Raw genomic sequence first — 13,888 nt, 5'->3', positions numbered from 1 at the left:
GCGTGCGCGTGTCCGTTCTTATGGAATGTGATCATGCGGTTACGTCACGTGTGTGCTGGATGCATCCTTTCTTGATCTTTCGGATCGCTCCGCCTCGGACGGTGTCGTGTCCGTGTGGCCGGCGTGGGAGCTGCGGGAGGGGGCGGAGTCGACCGCGTGGTTCGACGTCAGGCTGGTCTTCGCCGACGGAGCCCGGGTCGACGCGCTCGCCGTGATGTCCGGCGGCCGCGTCTCCATCGAGGAGGTCCGGGCGCAGCCGCCTCTCTCCTTCGGTGACCTCGCAGTTCTTCCGGACTGGATCAGGCGTCCGCTGTACGAGGTGTGCGGGCCGCCCGTCGAACGGGGGCAGGAGGTGGGCGAGGGTCCGGCCGGGGCGCCCGAGTACGGCATCGGTGAGACCGTCTGCGGCCTCGGCCTCGGCCTCGGCCTCGGCTTCGATCCCGGTCCCGGCCCCGGCACCGGCGCCGTGCCCTCCGGCGCGCGCCGCGCCCGGCCCGGCTGGCCGCGCGGTGTCGAGGGGAGGTGGCTGGTCGCGCAGGAGTACCGGGCGGCCCAGCGGGATGGTGTCGACCCCGTGCTCGCGGTGATGTGCGCGACCGGGCACAGCCGTCGAAGATCGCTCAGGATGATCTCGCAGGCCCGGGACGCCGGGTACCTGGCTCCGCGCCACGCACGGCGCTGACGGGGGCGGATCCTGCGGCGCGCGGCTTCCGGCCCTACGGCTGTTCCGTCTCCCGCATCCTCCGCATCCGGGTGATCTCGCTCGTCTGCTGGGCGATCACGTCGTCGGCCATCTCCTCGATCCGGACGTTGTTGCCCTGCGCCTTCACCTCCGTGGCCATGCTGATCGCCCCTTCGTGGTGGGCGATCATCAAGGTGAGGAACAGCTCGTCGAAGGCCTTGCCCCTGGCGGCGCGCAGCTCCGTCAGCTGATCCGTGGTCGCCATGCCGGGCATCGAGGTGTGCTCGTGCGCGTCGGCGCCGCCGTCCTCGGCGTAGGGCTTCAGCCAGCTCTCCATCGCGGTGATCTCCGGTCCCTGGGCCGCCGTGATCCGCTCGGCGATCCGCTTGACGCCGGTCGACTCCGCACGGCCTGGGACCAGCCGGGTCATCTCCAGGGCCTGGGCGTGGTGTTCGATCATGTGGCGCGCGTATCGGAGATCCGCCGCGTTGGGGGTGTCGTCGTCGGCGCGCTGCCGGGCCGCCTCCTCGGCGGACAGGGTCCGGTTCGCCTCGCCGGGTCCGCCCGGCACGATCACCGAAGGGCCGCCGGTGCCGTTCGGCCCGGGCCCGGATCCGGGAGCCGGGTCGCAGCCCCCGAGCGCGAGTACGGCCAGGACGGCCGCGCAGGCCAGGGCGAGGGACGTGCGGGACGAGTGGCGAGGGAGCACAACGACCTCCTGTGGCAGGCGGGTTGAGCAACGGGAAGTGCGGGGCAGGCTGGTACGGACAGGGGAGGCGGGGCGGGAGAGGTGCCCTGCGTGTCATGGATCGGGCGGTTCCCCGACTGTCCCGTTGCCCTCTTTTGGTATGTGCATGACGAAGACGATACTTCGGGGGAACGTGAACCGTTCCCGTGTGCATGCGACGAGGGAGGATGCAGTGACCCTGTCGAACCATCCCCGAACACGGCACAGAAGAACCGGAGTCGGCGCGGTCGTGGCCGGACTCGTGGCCGCACTGCTCACCGCGGTACCGGCGGCCGCCACCCCCGACCCGGGGGACGGCCCGGCGGCGCGCCAGGAGGTCTCCTCCGGGGCCGGAGCCCGGGCGGCACGGGCGATCGCCGACGGTGAGATACCCGGCCAGGACGAGATCGTCCACTCCGCCAACATCGAGCACCTGGCCAACGTCCCCAAGGAGGCCTTCACCGGCCTCAACTCGGATCTGGCCTTCCAGGGCAGGTACGCCTTCGCCGGTAACTACGACGGCTTCCGGATCTTCGACATCGGCAACCCGAAGGCGCCGAGGACGGTCGCCCAGGTGCTGTGCCCCGGCTCGCAGAACGACGTCTCCGTCTCCGGCGACCTGCTGTTCCTGTCCACCGACTCCTCGCGCAGCGACAGCAGTTGCAACAGCACCACGCAGCCCGCGACCGAGAAGTCGTCGTGGGAGGGCATGAAGATCTTCGACATCAGCGACAAGGCGAACCCGAAGTACGTCGCGGCCGTCGAGACCGCCTGCGGTTCACACACCCATTCCCTGGTGCCCGAGCGCAGGAACGTCTACATCTACGTCTCCTCGTACTCGCCGAGCGCCACCTACCCCGACTGCCAGCCGCCGCACGACGGCATCTCGGTGATCAAGGTGCCGCGCAACGCCCCCGAGAAGGCGGCGGTGGTGAGCTTCCCCGTCCTGTTTCCCGGTGAGGGCCCGGACGGCGGCGGCAACCCGGGCTCGCCCACCAACCCGGGTGTCTCCAGGACCACCGGCTGCCACGACATCACGGTGCTGCCGGACAAGGACCTGGCCGCGGGCGCGTGCATGGGCGACGGCATCCTGTTCTCCATCAAGGACCCCGAGCACCCGAAGGTCCTCGACCAGGTCGAGGACAACGTCAACTTCGCGTTCTGGCACTCGGCGACCTTCAACCAGAAGGCGAACAAGGTCGTGTTCACCGACGAACTCGGCGGCGGCGGTGCGGCCACCTGCAACGCGACCGTGGGCCCGGACCGCGGCGCCGACGGCATCTACGACATCGTCGGCAAGGGCGACCGGCGCAAGCTCGTCTTCCGCGCCTACTACAAGATCCCCCGCCACCAGGCCGACACCGAGAACTGCGTGGCCCACAACGGCTCGCTGATCCCGGTCAAGGGCAAGGACATCATGGTCCAGGCCTGGTACCAGGGCGGCGTCTCGGTATGGGACTTCACCGACTCGACCGCGCCCAGGGAGATCGCCTACTTCGAGCGCGGTCCGCTGTCCACGACGACGCTCTCCATCGGCGGTTCGTGGTCGGCGTACTACTACAACGGCTACATCTACTCGAACGACATCGCCAAGGGCTTCGACGTCCTGAAGCTCGACGACCGGCGCACGGATCCGGCCGAGCGGGTGCGGTTGCGCGAGCTGAACGTGCAGACCCAGCCGGACTACTTCGACTGATCGACCGGCCGGCCGTCCGTCGCGAAGAAGCGCGACAGATCCGTCTGCTCCGTCCCGCCGGGCGCCTCGGTGTCCGGCGGGACCCCCATCTCCCAGTCCAGTCCGTAGCGTTGGAACAGTTCGGCGCGCAGGGGCGTGATGGGCAGGGGGATGTTCGGCATGACCATCGCGTAGACGGCGCCCATCAGCAGGGAGCGCAGCATCGGGTAGTCGGCGTCGACGTTCTGCGAGCCGCGCCGCACCACGGTGTCCCGCAGCAGCTCGGCCAGTCGCTGCTGTTCCGGACACTGCACGAAGCCCTCGGCCTGGAGCAGGCCCGCCATGTGCTGGCGCATCAGCACGGGCTGGTCGCGGGCCAGTCCGAGGACCGCGTCGACGGCCCGTGCCATCCGCTCCCGCCCGTCCTCGGTGTGCGGCTCGCGCTCCAGTGCCTCGTCCAGGGTGCGGTGCATCAGCCGGTGCACGGCCGACTGCACGAGGTGGCGTTTGCCGGGGAAGTAGTAGGAGACCAGGCCCCGCGCGGATCCCGCACGGTCGGCTATGTCGCCGAGCGTCGTGGCCTCGTACCCGCGTTCCCGGACCAGTTCGACCGCTGCCTGAAGGAGCCGTTCCCGGGAACGCCGCCGCAATTCTTCATTGACCGAGGCGCTGCGCGGGGACATGCTGGAACTCCTGCGTTGACTGGCCGACAGCCAACTATACTCAACGCGTCCTGGCCGACCCCTGTGCGGGGCCGGCCGGGCTGTCGTCCGCCTCGGGCGACGCGGGGGATCGTCCGAGGCGGGCGTCCTTCCCGCACTGGTAGTTGCCTTAGGCGATGTGTGCTGTGTCCTGGGTGTTTCCGATGTCCCGGGTCAACTCGGTCCCGGAGACGGCGAGATCGGCCTCGGGGAGCACCGCGCGCTGCCAGGGGTCGACGGACTCGATACGGCGGAGAGCGCCGCGGAAGTCCGACAGGACGGCGCTCATGCGCGGGACCCTACCCGGTTGCCGTCCGGGCCTGTCCGCGGGGACCCGGCCCGCAGGTCGGCTGCGCGAGTCGGGCGTACGAGTCGGGCGTACAAGCCGGGTGGGGGAGCCGGGCGTGGGAGTCGGCCGGGCAGGCCCTAGCCCAGTGTCCGCAGTGCCGGTACGAGTGCCACCAGGACCGGGACCAGCGGCACCAGCGCGCCCGCCGCCGTCAGCCGCAGACGGTGCGCGGCGGTGAGCCGGTGCGCGGGAGCGAGGAGGCGGTCGACGCGCTGCGGAACATGGGCGTGCGAGGCCGGGCCGGGGCCGAACACGCCCCGGTCCTCGTTGAGTTCGACCAGCGCGAGGGCGGTCGTCAGCCGGCCGAAGCGGCGGGAGGCCATGTCGTCGGCGGCCAGTTCGACCAGCCGGTGCATCTCGGCCTGAAACGCGGCGAACACCGGTACCTGCGGAAACCCGTTGGCCAGCGCGGCCGAGCAGTGCAGCAGCCAGTCGTGCCGGGCCTGTGCGTGGCCCTGCTCATGGGCGAGGACGGCTTCCAGTCGGCGCCCTTTGAGGCGGCGCAACGCGCCGGTGGTCACCACCAGCCGGGGCGTCGGCCCCGGCAGCCACCAGGTGTCCGGCCGCTCGCCCTCCAGCACCACGAGCCGGTCGCCGGGTGCGGTCTCGCCGGGCAACAGCGGTGCGCGCACCAGCAGTTCGCTCCGGCGACGGCGTCGCCCGAGCCGGGCCCGGCCGACCTCGCGGACCAGCATCGCGGCGCTCCACAGTCCGCCGCACGCGAGTGCCACCGCGATCGTCGCCGCGAACTTCGCCGTCCAGGGGCCCGCCGCGCCGAGCGCGTAGGCCTCCACCACCGCGCGCGGTGCCGGCCCGAAGACCCGGCCGCGCACCGCCTGCCAGGCCGCCGCGGCGCTGAGGGTCATCGACAGCGCACAGCACACCAGTACCGCCACCACCACGCACTGCCACACCCACAGCGCGACCACCGGTTCCCGTTCCGTCCAGTCCGCGCGGGCGAGCAGCCGGGGGGCGAGGACGGCGGTCAGGGCGCCGAGCAGCAACAGTGCCGCGGGGACCATCATGGGAGCACCCTATGAGCGCCGCACGGCCCAGGGGTACGGGCCGTCCGGGCAAAGTGACGCAAGCAACGATTGCGCGTGGCACGGACGTTGGCGGCTTCGGGCCATCCGCGCCGATTTCGCACGGTGCGGGTGTCCCGGGACCTCGGCGAGTGCCCGCGGGCTCACAGTGTCAGCAGCATCGCCACCATGCCGATTAAGCGTCCTGCGGAGTCCTCCTGACCTGCACAGAAAGGGGATCCGGCGACCCTTCTGGGAGAGTAATGGGAAACGGAGGAGCCCACCAGACCCCCATGCTCCAGAACGTTTCCCACCGCTCCTGCAGCGTGTCAGCGATCCGCTTCTCCATGACGGGCGTCAGGTTCGAGTACAGCCCCTCGACACCGGCGACCTCGTGCCCCATCCGGGTCTCCATCGCAATCCGCGAGTGCCCGTCCTCCTCCAGCCACTCACGATGCCCATGCCGCAGCAGGTAGATCCGCTTGCCGACCATCTCCGGCACCGGATGGATCTCCTGCCGCACACGGTCCCTGCGCGCGCTCCTCGCAGGCGAACCGCCCCTGATGTACGGCCAGTACGTCTTCCCCCACTGCGTGCCCATCTGCTCACCGCCCAGCGCCGGGAACACCCAGTCGCTGTCGTGGGACGCCAGCAGCGCGGTGTGCATCTCGTGCAGGAACGGCGGCACGACCAGCGTCCTGTACGAGTCGTACTTGGGGCCGACCTGCGTGCGCTGCCTACCCTCGTACTGACTCTGGAACTGGACTCGCAGGGCCGGCATCATGTCGGGCCCGTATCGTTCCCCCATGCGCTCGCTGCGCTCTGAGTCCGGGTCGCTGGTCGGCCAGGTCGGTGAGGCGAATTCCCGTCGGAGGCCCCACATCTCTCCGGGCGGCCGCATGCCGGTAAAGGCCAGCGTCCAGATGTACGTCCACCCGGTGAAGCCCCACACTTGATAGGCGTTGGCGGCCAGCGCGTGCAGCACCGGCATCTGCATCGGCCGCTTGTCCTCGCGCGGCTTCTTGCGATACCGGCCGCGGCGGCGCTGCACGATGACCGGCGACTCGCTGCGCAGCTTGTACTTGACGACCGCATCCGTCATCAGCATTCCGAAGAGGCTGGTCAACTGGTCGACGTAGTGGTGGGAGATCTCCTCACGGGCGGAAGCCGCCTGCAACGACTTCTTCCAGGCCTCGTACTCCCATGTCGTGATGTCACCAACGGCATGGTCGCCCCAGTAGGGAACGATGCGAGAGCGCAGGCGGGACCGGTACCTGCTGACCGATGTCGCCCTGAGATCCTGGGCCGCGAGCCAGAGCCAGCAGTAGTCCTTCATGAGGGTCTTCGAGTCGACCCGGCGGATGTGCGTGCCATGCCGGACGTCGTACTCGCGGTCGAGGCCGTAGTTGTACGCCTCTTCTTCGTCCTCGAATGGGACGCCGGGCTGAGGGCCGGACATCGACTCGTACTTCTTGCGCTTGGTGGGCCTGCCGTCGGCGTCGAGGTGGTACTCGCCGTTCCACCACTTCACGCGGATCGAGTTGCCGCGACTCTCCACGTAAGGCATGGCTCTCCCTCGGGTGGTGTGGGGCCGCGGAGCCTGGCAGGTACCCCTTACCGGCAAGGCATCCGCGCCCGGCTGCTCAGGCGCCGAGCCAACAGCCCCGGCATCCCTCGCAATCTCCTCCAGCGCGCCTCACGACCTCGCGCATCGAGCTCCGTGCCAGCTCGCTGCGAACGATCTCGGTAGGCGCTACACAGATCATTCTCCCATCGGCCGGTCCGGCCCATCCTGCGAACTTCGGGCCCAAGTCGACTATGGACAGACTGCTCTGCATAGTGGCCCCCTTACTGGGTGCTTCGGGGAACCCCCAAGGTGTTACAGCGACTCTGCCACGCCCCGGACCAGTTGGAACCTGGAGGGACCAAAGTGGTTCAGTGGAAAACAGCAACAAAGCGTTGATGGCAAATGGTTGTACGACTATCGGCCGAGTTTGAACTAGAGAACGCCCCGTTCGTGCAGCTCCTCGATGACGCGCCGGTTCAGCTCGAGGATCTCATCGCCGGTCAATGAGCCCTTCGTAGCGATGGCGGCGGTCTTCACCGCATCCCCGACGAGCCGCTCCAGTTCGGACTTCGGCACCTCGGCGACCTTGACGCCCTCGGTGAGGGGCTCGTTGATGACGGGGTCGCCGCCGGCAAGGGTCAGTTGGCAGCTGCCCGGAGCCCACTGCATAGCCGCTTCGATGCCGCCGTAGGTGCGGTCCCACACCTTCTGGCCCGCCTCGACGCGCTTCCACGTGTCCTTGGAGATGCCGCCCAGCTTGGCGGCAGGCTCGACGCCGAGCCGTAGCTCGGTGCGTCGCTTCTGTACGAGCACCGCGAGGCGCTCCAGGTCGGGGCTGGTCATGCGGTCATCTTCGCAGGACCCGCTAGGACCGGCTAGGACTGGGCCAAAGCAGTCCGGAACGTGGTGGCTCGAAGGCGCACAGTGACCGAATGCGCGCTGGCACACGCGTTCGAACAGAGCTACCGGCAAGTAAGAACTTGCGCTAACTTGCGCGAGCTTTCGCTAGACATGGGCCGCGAGCTTCCGCTAGCTTCTACGCATGGAAGCAACCCCTCCCACCTACCAGGTGAAAGGGGCGGAAATCCGCAAGCTCCGCATGCAGGCAGGGCTGAGCACAACCGAGATGGCTCAAAGAGCGCTCATAAGTCCGCGCTACCTCAACCACCTCGAAAACGGATACCGCACCCGCATGAGACCAGGTCCCTACCAGCGGCTCCGTGAAGCCTTCGGCCTGCCGGCCGACTCCGCCCAGCTCCTCGCACCCCCAGCGAACCAACCCGAGAAGAGGTGACATGCCCACCCGAAAGGCTCCCCCCACCAAGACGCCGCTCAAGCTTGAGGGCTTCTACAACGTCAAGCAGGCCACCGTCAGGCTCGGCCTCGCCACCGAAGACGAAGACGACCTCCGCGGCCAGCGTTGGCTCCGCGACGGCGTCAACCACGGCGGCTTCCCCCACCACCGCATGAGCCGGGTCCTGATGTTCTCCGACTCGGACCTCGCGGAGATCGCCGCGATGCACCGCAACGCCCCCACGCGTGCCGGTCGCCCCCGCCGCAAGCCGGCGTCGGCCCGTATCGCCGCCTGATGCGGCAAAGCCCCAACCGCCGGAGTGCGATCCGGCAGCCGGGGCCCCGCGACCCGAAGGTCGCCCGATCCACCCTCACCACCAAGAAGAGAAGGGCAGACCGATGCCTTCAAGTATCCCCCCAGTCCCCGGCGCCTCACCCCTCGTCGAGCACATCGACAGCAGCGTGAACGAGATCCGCATCATGCCGGGCTTCGGGAACCGGCTGCAGCTGGTGCTGTGCGGCAACGACGGCATGCCGGAGCCGATCCAGGGCGCCCTGTCCGCGGTGACCGTGTACGGCGACGGCCGCATCGAGTACCACCCGGTCACGACCGAGGACGGTGCGAAATGACCACCGTCCGCCCGATCGGCGACCTGGATGTCCCGCTGTCGCGGCTGGAGTCCGACATGCACGCCCTCGTCGAACGCCAGCGTGAGGCCGCCGCCACGGACGCCTCCGTCGACAAGCTGCGCTGGCTGCTGGCCGAGCAAGCTCACCAGCTCGACCCGGCCGACAGTGCGTTCGCCGACCTCGCCTGCAAGTGCCCGGTCAGCGCCTGCTCGTGCGATGCCGACTACCCCGGATTCGCCGCCTGGGTCGCCGCCCGCGAAGCCGACAACCGCCGCGTCAGGAGGACGAAGTGAGCGACTACCCAGAGATCGCCGAGCGGTTCGCCCGCGACACGGCCCGCCACCAGATGATCGTGCTGCACGACGACGGGCTGTATCGGCACCTGCGGTTCACCAGCAACCCGCGCGGCTACGGCGAGTACTGGTTCGACCTGATCACCTGGCCCGGACGGCTCGCCATGTGCGGTGACCTCGGCGACGACTACGTCTTCAGCCGCATGCCGGACATGTTCGAGTTCTTCCGCGCCGACCGCCGGTGGGGCATCAACCCCCACTACTGGGCGGAGAAGCTCGGCGGCGGGCGCCAGTCCGTCAAGGAGTACTCCGAGGAGCTGCTGCGGCAGCGCGTCATCGAGCAGTTCGTTAACGACGCCAAGTGGGGCGGAGTCCCTGCCGGAACGGGCAAGCACCTGCGCACCTGGGTCCTGAACGAAGACCTGAGCGACGAGCACACGGCACGGAACGTGCTGGAGGACTTCGCCTTCCAGGGCTACGAGTTCAAGGACGTCTGGGAGTGGGACTTCCACGACTACGAGTCGTCCTTCATCTGGGCCTGCTACGCGATCCAGTGGGGCATCGCCCGCTACGACCGGGTCCGCAAGTACGGCCTGCAGAAGCTCGCCCTCCCAGCGCCGACGCCGGGGCCGGTCCGGTGACAGCGTCGCTCGACCTCCCGCCCACCTCGGTCACCGCGGCCCCGGTCATCGTGCCCGGCCTGCTCGCCGGCCTCGGCATCACCCGCCGCCCGGTCCCGGCCTGGGTCACCGACCCCAGCCTGATCGCCTCCATCGAGGCCGGCCTCATCGACATCGACGACGACTTCATGGGAGACACCCAGTGACCACCCGCACCCTGCCGCACCAGCCCTACATCGACGCCGTCGTCGGCGCGCTCACCGAGGCGAAGATGGAGCCCGAGCAGGCCGACGCGTTCGTCGAGGACTCCTACGACGTGCCCTACCTGCGGGGCGTCTTCACCCTCACCCCGGAAACCTCCGGCATCCCCGCCGACCGGTTCCGGCACGGCCTGATCCTCATCTGGGACTGGCACACCGGCCGCGACGAGGAGTTCGACCAGGGTCCCGTCTGGCAGTGGACCCGCCTCAACGAGGACGGCTCCGGCAAGTGGCCCTTCGAGGAGCTCCCGGTCCCCGGCTGGGTCGCCCCCGCGATGCTCGCCGCCACCGTCGCCACCCTCGCCCACACCGGCAAGCCCACCCCCATGAACAGCCTGTGGCACGACCATCTGCGTAAGCCGGTCGAGGCCGCCATCGAGGCCTGGGGTGCCGAGTCGTGAGCGGCCGCCATTGCTGGACCAGGGCCGGACTGAAGCTGGAGATAGACCGCCTGCAGGCCGCGCTACGTGCAGCCGAGTCGAGGATCGACCGAGCTGACCGCCAGCACCTGACGGACCGGCGGGAGATCGCTCGCCTGCAGGCCGCGCTGCGGGCGTGGGAATGCCGGTGGGCGAACGCGCACCCCATCCACGTCCCGGCCCCGCGCGACCTTCGCGCCGCCGACGAACGCCCCACCGTGCCGACCGACGTCTCCAGCGTCCGCGTCATCACCCCGGTGCCGAGCCCGGAGCGACCGGCCTTCATTGTCACCGAACGGCCCGCCGTCCCCGACGCCACCGATCCGGCACACATCCCCGCCGCATAGACCCGCCGGCCGGGCGGTGACCACCCGCCCGCCCGGCCGGCGCAGCAAGCCACAACCGAAGACCGGCGACGCGTCGAGCCCCCCACTCCGCGCCGCCACCCAGGGCCCGCCGCTCGCGGCACCCCCCTCCGCAGCGGCGGGCCCTCCAATCCTTGCACCCGAAAGCAGGACAGATGAGCCTCACAGACACCACCAGCCACCCCTATCCGGCGCCGGACGGCATCCTGATCGGCCACCTCACGCCGGGCACCGCCGCCTGGGAGGAGGCCCGTACCGGCCTCACGATCACCGCCACCGAGATCGCCGCCGTCGTCGGCCTCTCCCCGTGGATGAGCCGCTTCAGCCTGTGGCACAAGAAGGCCGGCCTGCCCACCCCGCCGTTCGAGATGACGTCGGCGATCGAGTGGGGCAACCGGCTTGAGGACGTGGTCGCCCAGAAGTGGGAGGACGAGCACCCGGGTTACCTGGCGGCCCCGGCGGGCACGTGGCGGCACCGGGAGCGGGAGTGGCAGCGCGCCACCCCGGACCGGCTCATCTACCCGCAGCCCGCAGGCGAGTTCGAGATCCCCGACAAGGCGGACGCCCTACTGGAGGTGAAGACCAGCCCGTTCGGCGACGAATGGGGACCGGCCGGCAGCGACACCATCCCGATCCACTACCGCTGCCAGGTCATGTGGCAGATGGACGTCCTCGGCCTGCACCGCACCCACTTCGCCGTCCTCATCTCCGGCCACGACTACCGCGAATACACCGTCGACTACGACGAGGCCGAGGCTAAGACCCTGCGCGATGCCGCGAGCCGCTTCCTCGACGACGTCCGCACCGGTGTTCGCCCCGACATCGACGGCGACACCGCCACCTACCAGACCATCCGCGTCCAGCCGGACGGCCTCGAGGACCGCGACGTCGAGATCTCTACCGAGCTCCGCAATCGCTGGGACAACGCCTACCGGACGCTCGCGTCCGCCAGCGCCGACCTCACCCAAGTCCGCGGCGAAGTCCTCGACCTCATCGGCAACGGCAGGCGCGCCGTCTGCGGCGAACGCAAGGTCGCCTACCGCACCGTCCGCGACGGCAAGACCTACAGCCTCAACCCCTACACCAGCAAGGACACCGCAGCGTGAGCCAGATCAGCAACGAGATCGCCAAACGGGACAACGGGCCCGAGGCGATCGTCCGCCAGCACAAAGACGACCTCACCCTCGTCCTCCCCTCCCACATCAAGGGCGAGACCTGGATGCGCCTCGCCTACGGCGCCCTCCGCTCCAACCAGCAGCTCCTGCAGACCGCCACCCGCAACCCGGGCAGCCTCATGAACGCCCTACAGGAATGCGCCCGCCTCGGCCACGAGCCCGGCACCGAGTCCTTCTACCTCGTCCCGTTCGGCAACGAAGTGCAGGGCATCGAGGGCTACCGCGGAGTCGTCGAACGCATCTACCGGGCCGGCGCGGTCAAGGCAGTCAAGGCGGAAGTCGTCCACGCCAACGACCACTTCGAATACAGCCCCGACATGGACCGGCCCGTCCACAAGCCGGACTACTTCGGCGACCGCGGACCCATCGTCGGCGCCTACGCCTACGGCGTCTTCCAGGACGGCTCCACCTCGAAGGTCGTCGTCATCAACCGGGCCTACATCGACAAGGTCCGCAAGGAGTCCAAGGGCAGCAACAGCGCCTCCAGCCCGTGGGTGAAGTGGGAGGACCAGATGGTCCTCAAGACCGTCGCTCGCCGCCTGGAGCCGTGGGTGCCCTCCTCCACCGAGTGGCGCAAGGAGCAGCTGCGCGCCGCCCGCGAGGTCGCCGCCGAGCGCACCAACAGCCCGCAGCAACCGGCCGTCTACCGGGCTCCGGACTCGCGCGAGGACTTCAACGACAACGAGCCCCTCGAGGGCGAACTCGTCGACTGATCAATCGCCTTCAGGGCTGCCGCGGCCCGAACCTGCGGCAGCCCCGCTACCCCAAGGAAACCACCATGACGAAGCGTCTGTCTGTCGCCGAGCGGCTCGCGTCCACCGAGAAGGACGCCCTCCTCGACGACATCACCAAGCACTCCGAGTGGGACCGGTTCCTCGTCGAGCAGGCCGTCCTCCACTTCGGTGCCGCCGTCACCGAGTTCTCGTGCAACCAGTTGCGCGAGCTGCTGCCCGACCTCGGGGCCGGCTTCCTCGGCGCCGCGATCAACAGCCTGCGCACCGCCGGGGTGATCGAGCACACCGGCCGAATGGTGCCGTCCACCCAGGCCAGCACGCACGGCCACCGAATCGCCCTGTGGCAGCTCACCGCCAAAGGCCGCCGCATAGCCATCCAGCGCCGCAACGCCCGCATCGAGCAGCGGAGGGCCGCCTGATGCTCGACCGCCTCCAGCACATCAACCTCGCCTGGCTGCCCGTCATCGCCGTGCTCGGCGGGCTCATCGGCCTCGGCCTCGACTGGCTCACCAGCCGGAGGCCGCGATGACCGCCGCCGACTGGGTGATCAACCAGCTCGCCGACCACGGGCTCTGGCTCGTGCTCGCCATCGGAGTCCTCGGCGCCCTCGCCATCTGGTGGGCCGCCAGCGCCCCCATCAATGCCATCAGCCCCGCACAGGCCCGCCGCCGGAAGGAGGACACCCCGTGATCATCCAACGCGCCCTGACCGCCAGCCACATCCGCGAGCAGCGCACCCCCTTCATTCCGCCCGCCACCGAGGACGAGTTCAGCACCGAGCAGGTCGACTACTACGCCGTCGAGCGTGCCATCAGCGGCGAAGACCCGAGGCCGCAGCTCAACCGCGACGAACTCCGCGAGGCCGCCCTCTGGCTGCGTCGGCACGGCGTCGAGCGCCGCGCCGTGTCCATCCAGCTCTGCGTGTACGAGCGGCTCGTCAAGGAGTGGGAAGCCGACGTCGGAATGCTCGGGCCGGACCAGCTGTGCACCGTCGACGACTGCGGCAAGGCGCGCGTCGGCCGCGGGCTGTGCACCGGACACCTCCTCGCCGACAGGCAGTGGCGCAAGGCCCTCGCCGGACTGGAGATGGCCGCGTGATCAGCAGCGACTGGCACCACCGCGCCCAATGCCGCGAGTACGACCCCGAGCTGTTCTTCCCGATCGGCAACACCGGTCTTGCACTGCTTCAGACCGAGGAAGCCAAGGCCGTCTGCCGTACCTGCCCTGTCATGCAGGAATGCGGGCAGTGGGCGCTTGACGCCCGGGTCGACGAAGGCGTCTTCGGCGGCATGAGCGAGGCCGAACGCCGCACCATCCGCCGACGCCTCTCCCGAAACGCGACCAGGCGCGAGCCCGCCAAATGCGGCACCCGCCCCG

General features: G+C 69.5%; 21 protein-coding genes and 1 pseudogene. 16 read left to right on the top strand and 6 right to left on the bottom strand.

The window, feature by feature from the left end; translation table 11 throughout:
- Positions 1–106 precede the first annotated feature (106 nt).
- Positions 107–682 carry a DUF6214 family protein gene (locus ACZ7OY_RS37650; RefSeq protein WP_472250084.1) on the top strand — a complete coding sequence of 192 codons (576 nt, stop codon included), beginning with the start codon at positions 107–109 and terminating at the stop codon, positions 680–682.
- 34 nt (positions 683–716) lie between these two features.
- On the opposite strand, the gene ACZ7OY_RS37645 is transcribed toward ACZ7OY_RS37650, so the two are convergent.
- Complete coding sequence (locus ACZ7OY_RS37645; RefSeq protein WP_472250083.1) at positions 717–1,391, bottom strand: DUF305 domain-containing protein; 675 nt, start codon at positions 1,389–1,391, stop codon at positions 717–719.
- A 211-nt stretch (positions 1,392–1,602) separates the two neighbouring features.
- On the opposite strand from ACZ7OY_RS37645, the gene ACZ7OY_RS37640 reads away from it, so the two are divergent.
- Entirely contained in the window at positions 1,603–3,105 is a 1,503-nt protein-coding gene (locus tag ACZ7OY_RS37640; protein WP_472250082.1) for an LVIVD repeat-containing protein, read from the top strand.
- Here the strand turns inward: ACZ7OY_RS37640 and ACZ7OY_RS37635 are convergent.
- The 5 genes from ACZ7OY_RS37635 to ACZ7OY_RS37615 form a co-directional block, all read right to left on the bottom strand.
- Positions 3,093–3,767 (bottom strand): TetR/AcrR family transcriptional regulator, encoded by a 675-nt coding sequence (locus ACZ7OY_RS37635; RefSeq protein WP_472250081.1) that lies wholly within the window; start codon positions 3,765–3,767, stop codon positions 3,093–3,095. The two genes, ACZ7OY_RS37640 and ACZ7OY_RS37635, sit on opposite strands and share 13 nt — an antisense overlap.
- Before the next feature lie 148 nt (positions 3,768–3,915).
- Positions 3,916–4,074 (bottom strand): hypothetical protein, encoded by a 159-nt coding sequence (locus tag ACZ7OY_RS37630; protein ID WP_472250080.1) that lies wholly within the window; start codon positions 4,072–4,074, stop codon positions 3,916–3,918.
- Positions 4,075–4,211: 137 nt separating this feature from the next.
- The gene (locus ACZ7OY_RS37625; protein ID WP_472250079.1) at positions 4,212–5,159 is read right to left on the bottom strand and encodes a M56 family metallopeptidase; all 948 of its coding nucleotides are present in this window, start codon (positions 5,157–5,159) and stop codon (positions 4,212–4,214) included.
- A 193-nt stretch (positions 5,160–5,352) separates the two neighbouring features.
- Entirely contained in the window at positions 5,353–6,723 is a 1,371-nt protein-coding gene (locus tag ACZ7OY_RS37620; RefSeq protein ID WP_472250078.1) for an integrase, read from the bottom strand.
- A gap of 432 nt (positions 6,724–7,155) precedes the next feature.
- Positions 7,156–7,566, bottom strand: coding sequence for a hypothetical protein (locus ACZ7OY_RS37615; protein ID WP_472250077.1), 411 nt, complete (start codon positions 7,564–7,566; stop codon positions 7,156–7,158).
- Between the two features lie 199 nt (positions 7,567–7,765).
- Here ACZ7OY_RS37615 and ACZ7OY_RS37610 point away from each other — a divergent pair, with 199 nt between their 5' ends.
- The 14 genes and pseudogenes from ACZ7OY_RS37610 to ACZ7OY_RS37545 form a co-directional block, all read left to right on the top strand.
- Positions 7,766–8,017: a helix-turn-helix domain-containing protein gene (locus tag ACZ7OY_RS37610; RefSeq protein WP_472250076.1), complete on the top strand. Its 252-nt coding sequence runs from the start codon at positions 7,766–7,768 to the stop codon at positions 8,015–8,017.
- 1 nt (position 8,018) lies between these two features.
- Positions 8,019–8,312, top strand: coding sequence for a hypothetical protein (locus ACZ7OY_RS37605; protein WP_472250075.1), 294 nt, complete (start codon positions 8,019–8,021; stop codon positions 8,310–8,312).
- A 103-nt stretch (positions 8,313–8,415) separates the two neighbouring features.
- Positions 8,416–8,646 (top strand): hypothetical protein, encoded by a 231-nt coding sequence (locus tag ACZ7OY_RS37600; RefSeq protein ID WP_472250074.1) that lies wholly within the window; start codon positions 8,416–8,418, stop codon positions 8,644–8,646.
- Positions 8,643–8,939 (top strand): hypothetical protein, encoded by a 297-nt coding sequence (locus tag ACZ7OY_RS37595; protein ID WP_472250073.1) that lies wholly within the window; start codon positions 8,643–8,645, stop codon positions 8,937–8,939. The genes ACZ7OY_RS37600 and ACZ7OY_RS37595 overlap by 4 nt, the downstream gene beginning before the upstream one ends.
- Complete coding sequence (locus ACZ7OY_RS37590) at positions 8,936–9,580, top strand: hypothetical protein (RefSeq protein ID WP_472250072.1); 645 nt, start codon at positions 8,936–8,938, stop codon at positions 9,578–9,580. Before ACZ7OY_RS37595 ends, ACZ7OY_RS37590 begins: the two co-directional genes overlap by 4 nt.
- A complete protein-coding gene (locus tag ACZ7OY_RS37585; protein WP_472250071.1) occupies positions 9,577–9,765 on the top strand; it encodes a hypothetical protein in 189 nt (62 codons plus the stop codon). The genes ACZ7OY_RS37590 and ACZ7OY_RS37585 overlap by 4 nt, the downstream gene beginning before the upstream one ends.
- Positions 9,762–10,220: a hypothetical protein gene (locus tag ACZ7OY_RS37580; protein ID WP_472250070.1), complete on the top strand. Its 459-nt coding sequence runs from the start codon at positions 9,762–9,764 to the stop codon at positions 10,218–10,220. The genes ACZ7OY_RS37585 and ACZ7OY_RS37580 overlap by 4 nt, the downstream gene beginning before the upstream one ends.
- Complete coding sequence (locus tag ACZ7OY_RS37575) at positions 10,217–10,585, top strand: hypothetical protein (RefSeq protein WP_472250069.1); 369 nt, start codon at positions 10,217–10,219, stop codon at positions 10,583–10,585. The genes ACZ7OY_RS37580 and ACZ7OY_RS37575 overlap by 4 nt, the downstream gene beginning before the upstream one ends.
- 173 nt (positions 10,586–10,758) lie before the next feature.
- Positions 10,759–11,709: a YqaJ viral recombinase family nuclease gene (locus ACZ7OY_RS37570; RefSeq protein WP_472250068.1), complete on the top strand. Its 951-nt coding sequence runs from the start codon at positions 10,759–10,761 to the stop codon at positions 11,707–11,709.
- Positions 11,706–12,491: a recombinase RecT gene (locus ACZ7OY_RS37565; protein WP_472250067.1), complete on the top strand. Its 786-nt coding sequence runs from the start codon at positions 11,706–11,708 to the stop codon at positions 12,489–12,491. Before ACZ7OY_RS37570 ends, ACZ7OY_RS37565 begins: the two co-directional genes overlap by 4 nt.
- A 65-nt stretch (positions 12,492–12,556) precedes the next feature.
- Positions 12,557–12,931, top strand: coding sequence for a hypothetical protein (locus ACZ7OY_RS37560; RefSeq protein WP_472250066.1), 375 nt, complete (start codon positions 12,557–12,559; stop codon positions 12,929–12,931).
- A 106-nt stretch (positions 12,932–13,037) separates the two neighbouring features.
- Positions 13,038–13,202, top strand: a complete 165-nt coding sequence (locus tag ACZ7OY_RS37555; RefSeq protein ID WP_472250065.1) for a hypothetical protein — start codon at positions 13,038–13,040, stop codon at positions 13,200–13,202.
- A complete protein-coding gene (locus ACZ7OY_RS37550; RefSeq protein ID WP_472250064.1) occupies positions 13,199–13,609 on the top strand; it encodes a hypothetical protein in 411 nt (136 codons plus the stop codon). Before ACZ7OY_RS37555 ends, ACZ7OY_RS37550 begins: the two co-directional genes overlap by 4 nt.
- Positions 13,609–13,869, top strand: a pseudogene (locus ACZ7OY_RS37545) (WhiB family transcriptional regulator); the annotation flags it as partial. The gene ACZ7OY_RS37550 and the pseudogene ACZ7OY_RS37545, both read left to right, overlap by 1 nt.
- Between the last annotated feature and the right edge of the window lie 19 nt (positions 13,870–13,888).

The organism is Streptomyces sp. NPDC107559 (assembly GCF_055657365.1).
This window is presented reverse-complemented; position numbering and strand designations above follow the sequence as displayed.

What these genes read in the sequence shown, in the direction of transcription:
- ACZ7OY_RS37555 (WP_472250065.1), top strand. Translation starts at nt 13,038, where the DNA reads ATGACCGCCGCCGACTGGGTGATCAACCAGCTCGCCGACCACGGGCTC.
- ACZ7OY_RS37600 (WP_472250074.1), top strand. Translation starts at nt 8,416, where the DNA reads ATGCCTTCAAGTATCCCCCCAGTCCCCGGCGCCTCACCCCTCGTCGAG.
- ACZ7OY_RS37635 (WP_472250081.1), bottom strand. Translation starts at nt 3,767, where the DNA reads ATGTCCCCGCGCAGCGCCTCGGTCAATGAAGAATTGCGGCGGCGTTCC.
- ACZ7OY_RS37630 (WP_472250080.1), bottom strand. Translation starts at nt 4,074, where the DNA reads ATGAGCGCCGTCCTGTCGGACTTCCGCGGCGCTCTCCGCCGTATCGAG.
- ACZ7OY_RS37610 (WP_472250076.1), top strand. Translation starts at nt 7,766, where the DNA reads ATGGAAGCAACCCCTCCCACCTACCAGGTGAAAGGGGCGGAAATCCGC.
- ACZ7OY_RS37625 (WP_472250079.1), bottom strand. Translation starts at nt 5,159, where the DNA reads ATGATGGTCCCCGCGGCACTGTTGCTGCTCGGCGCCCTGACCGCCGTC.
- ACZ7OY_RS37595 (WP_472250073.1), top strand. Translation starts at nt 8,643, where the DNA reads ATGACCACCGTCCGCCCGATCGGCGACCTGGATGTCCCGCTGTCGCGG.
- ACZ7OY_RS37605 (WP_472250075.1), top strand. Translation starts at nt 8,019, where the DNA reads ATGCCCACCCGAAAGGCTCCCCCCACCAAGACGCCGCTCAAGCTTGAG.
- ACZ7OY_RS37560 (WP_472250066.1), top strand. Translation starts at nt 12,557, where the DNA reads ATGACGAAGCGTCTGTCTGTCGCCGAGCGGCTCGCGTCCACCGAGAAG.
- ACZ7OY_RS37615 (WP_472250077.1), bottom strand. Translation starts at nt 7,566, where the DNA reads ATGACCAGCCCCGACCTGGAGCGCCTCGCGGTGCTCGTACAGAAGCGA.
- ACZ7OY_RS37570 (WP_472250068.1), top strand. Translation starts at nt 10,759, where the DNA reads ATGAGCCTCACAGACACCACCAGCCACCCCTATCCGGCGCCGGACGGC.
- ACZ7OY_RS37620 (WP_472250078.1), bottom strand. Translation starts at nt 6,723, where the DNA reads ATGCCTTACGTGGAGAGTCGCGGCAACTCGATCCGCGTGAAGTGGTGG.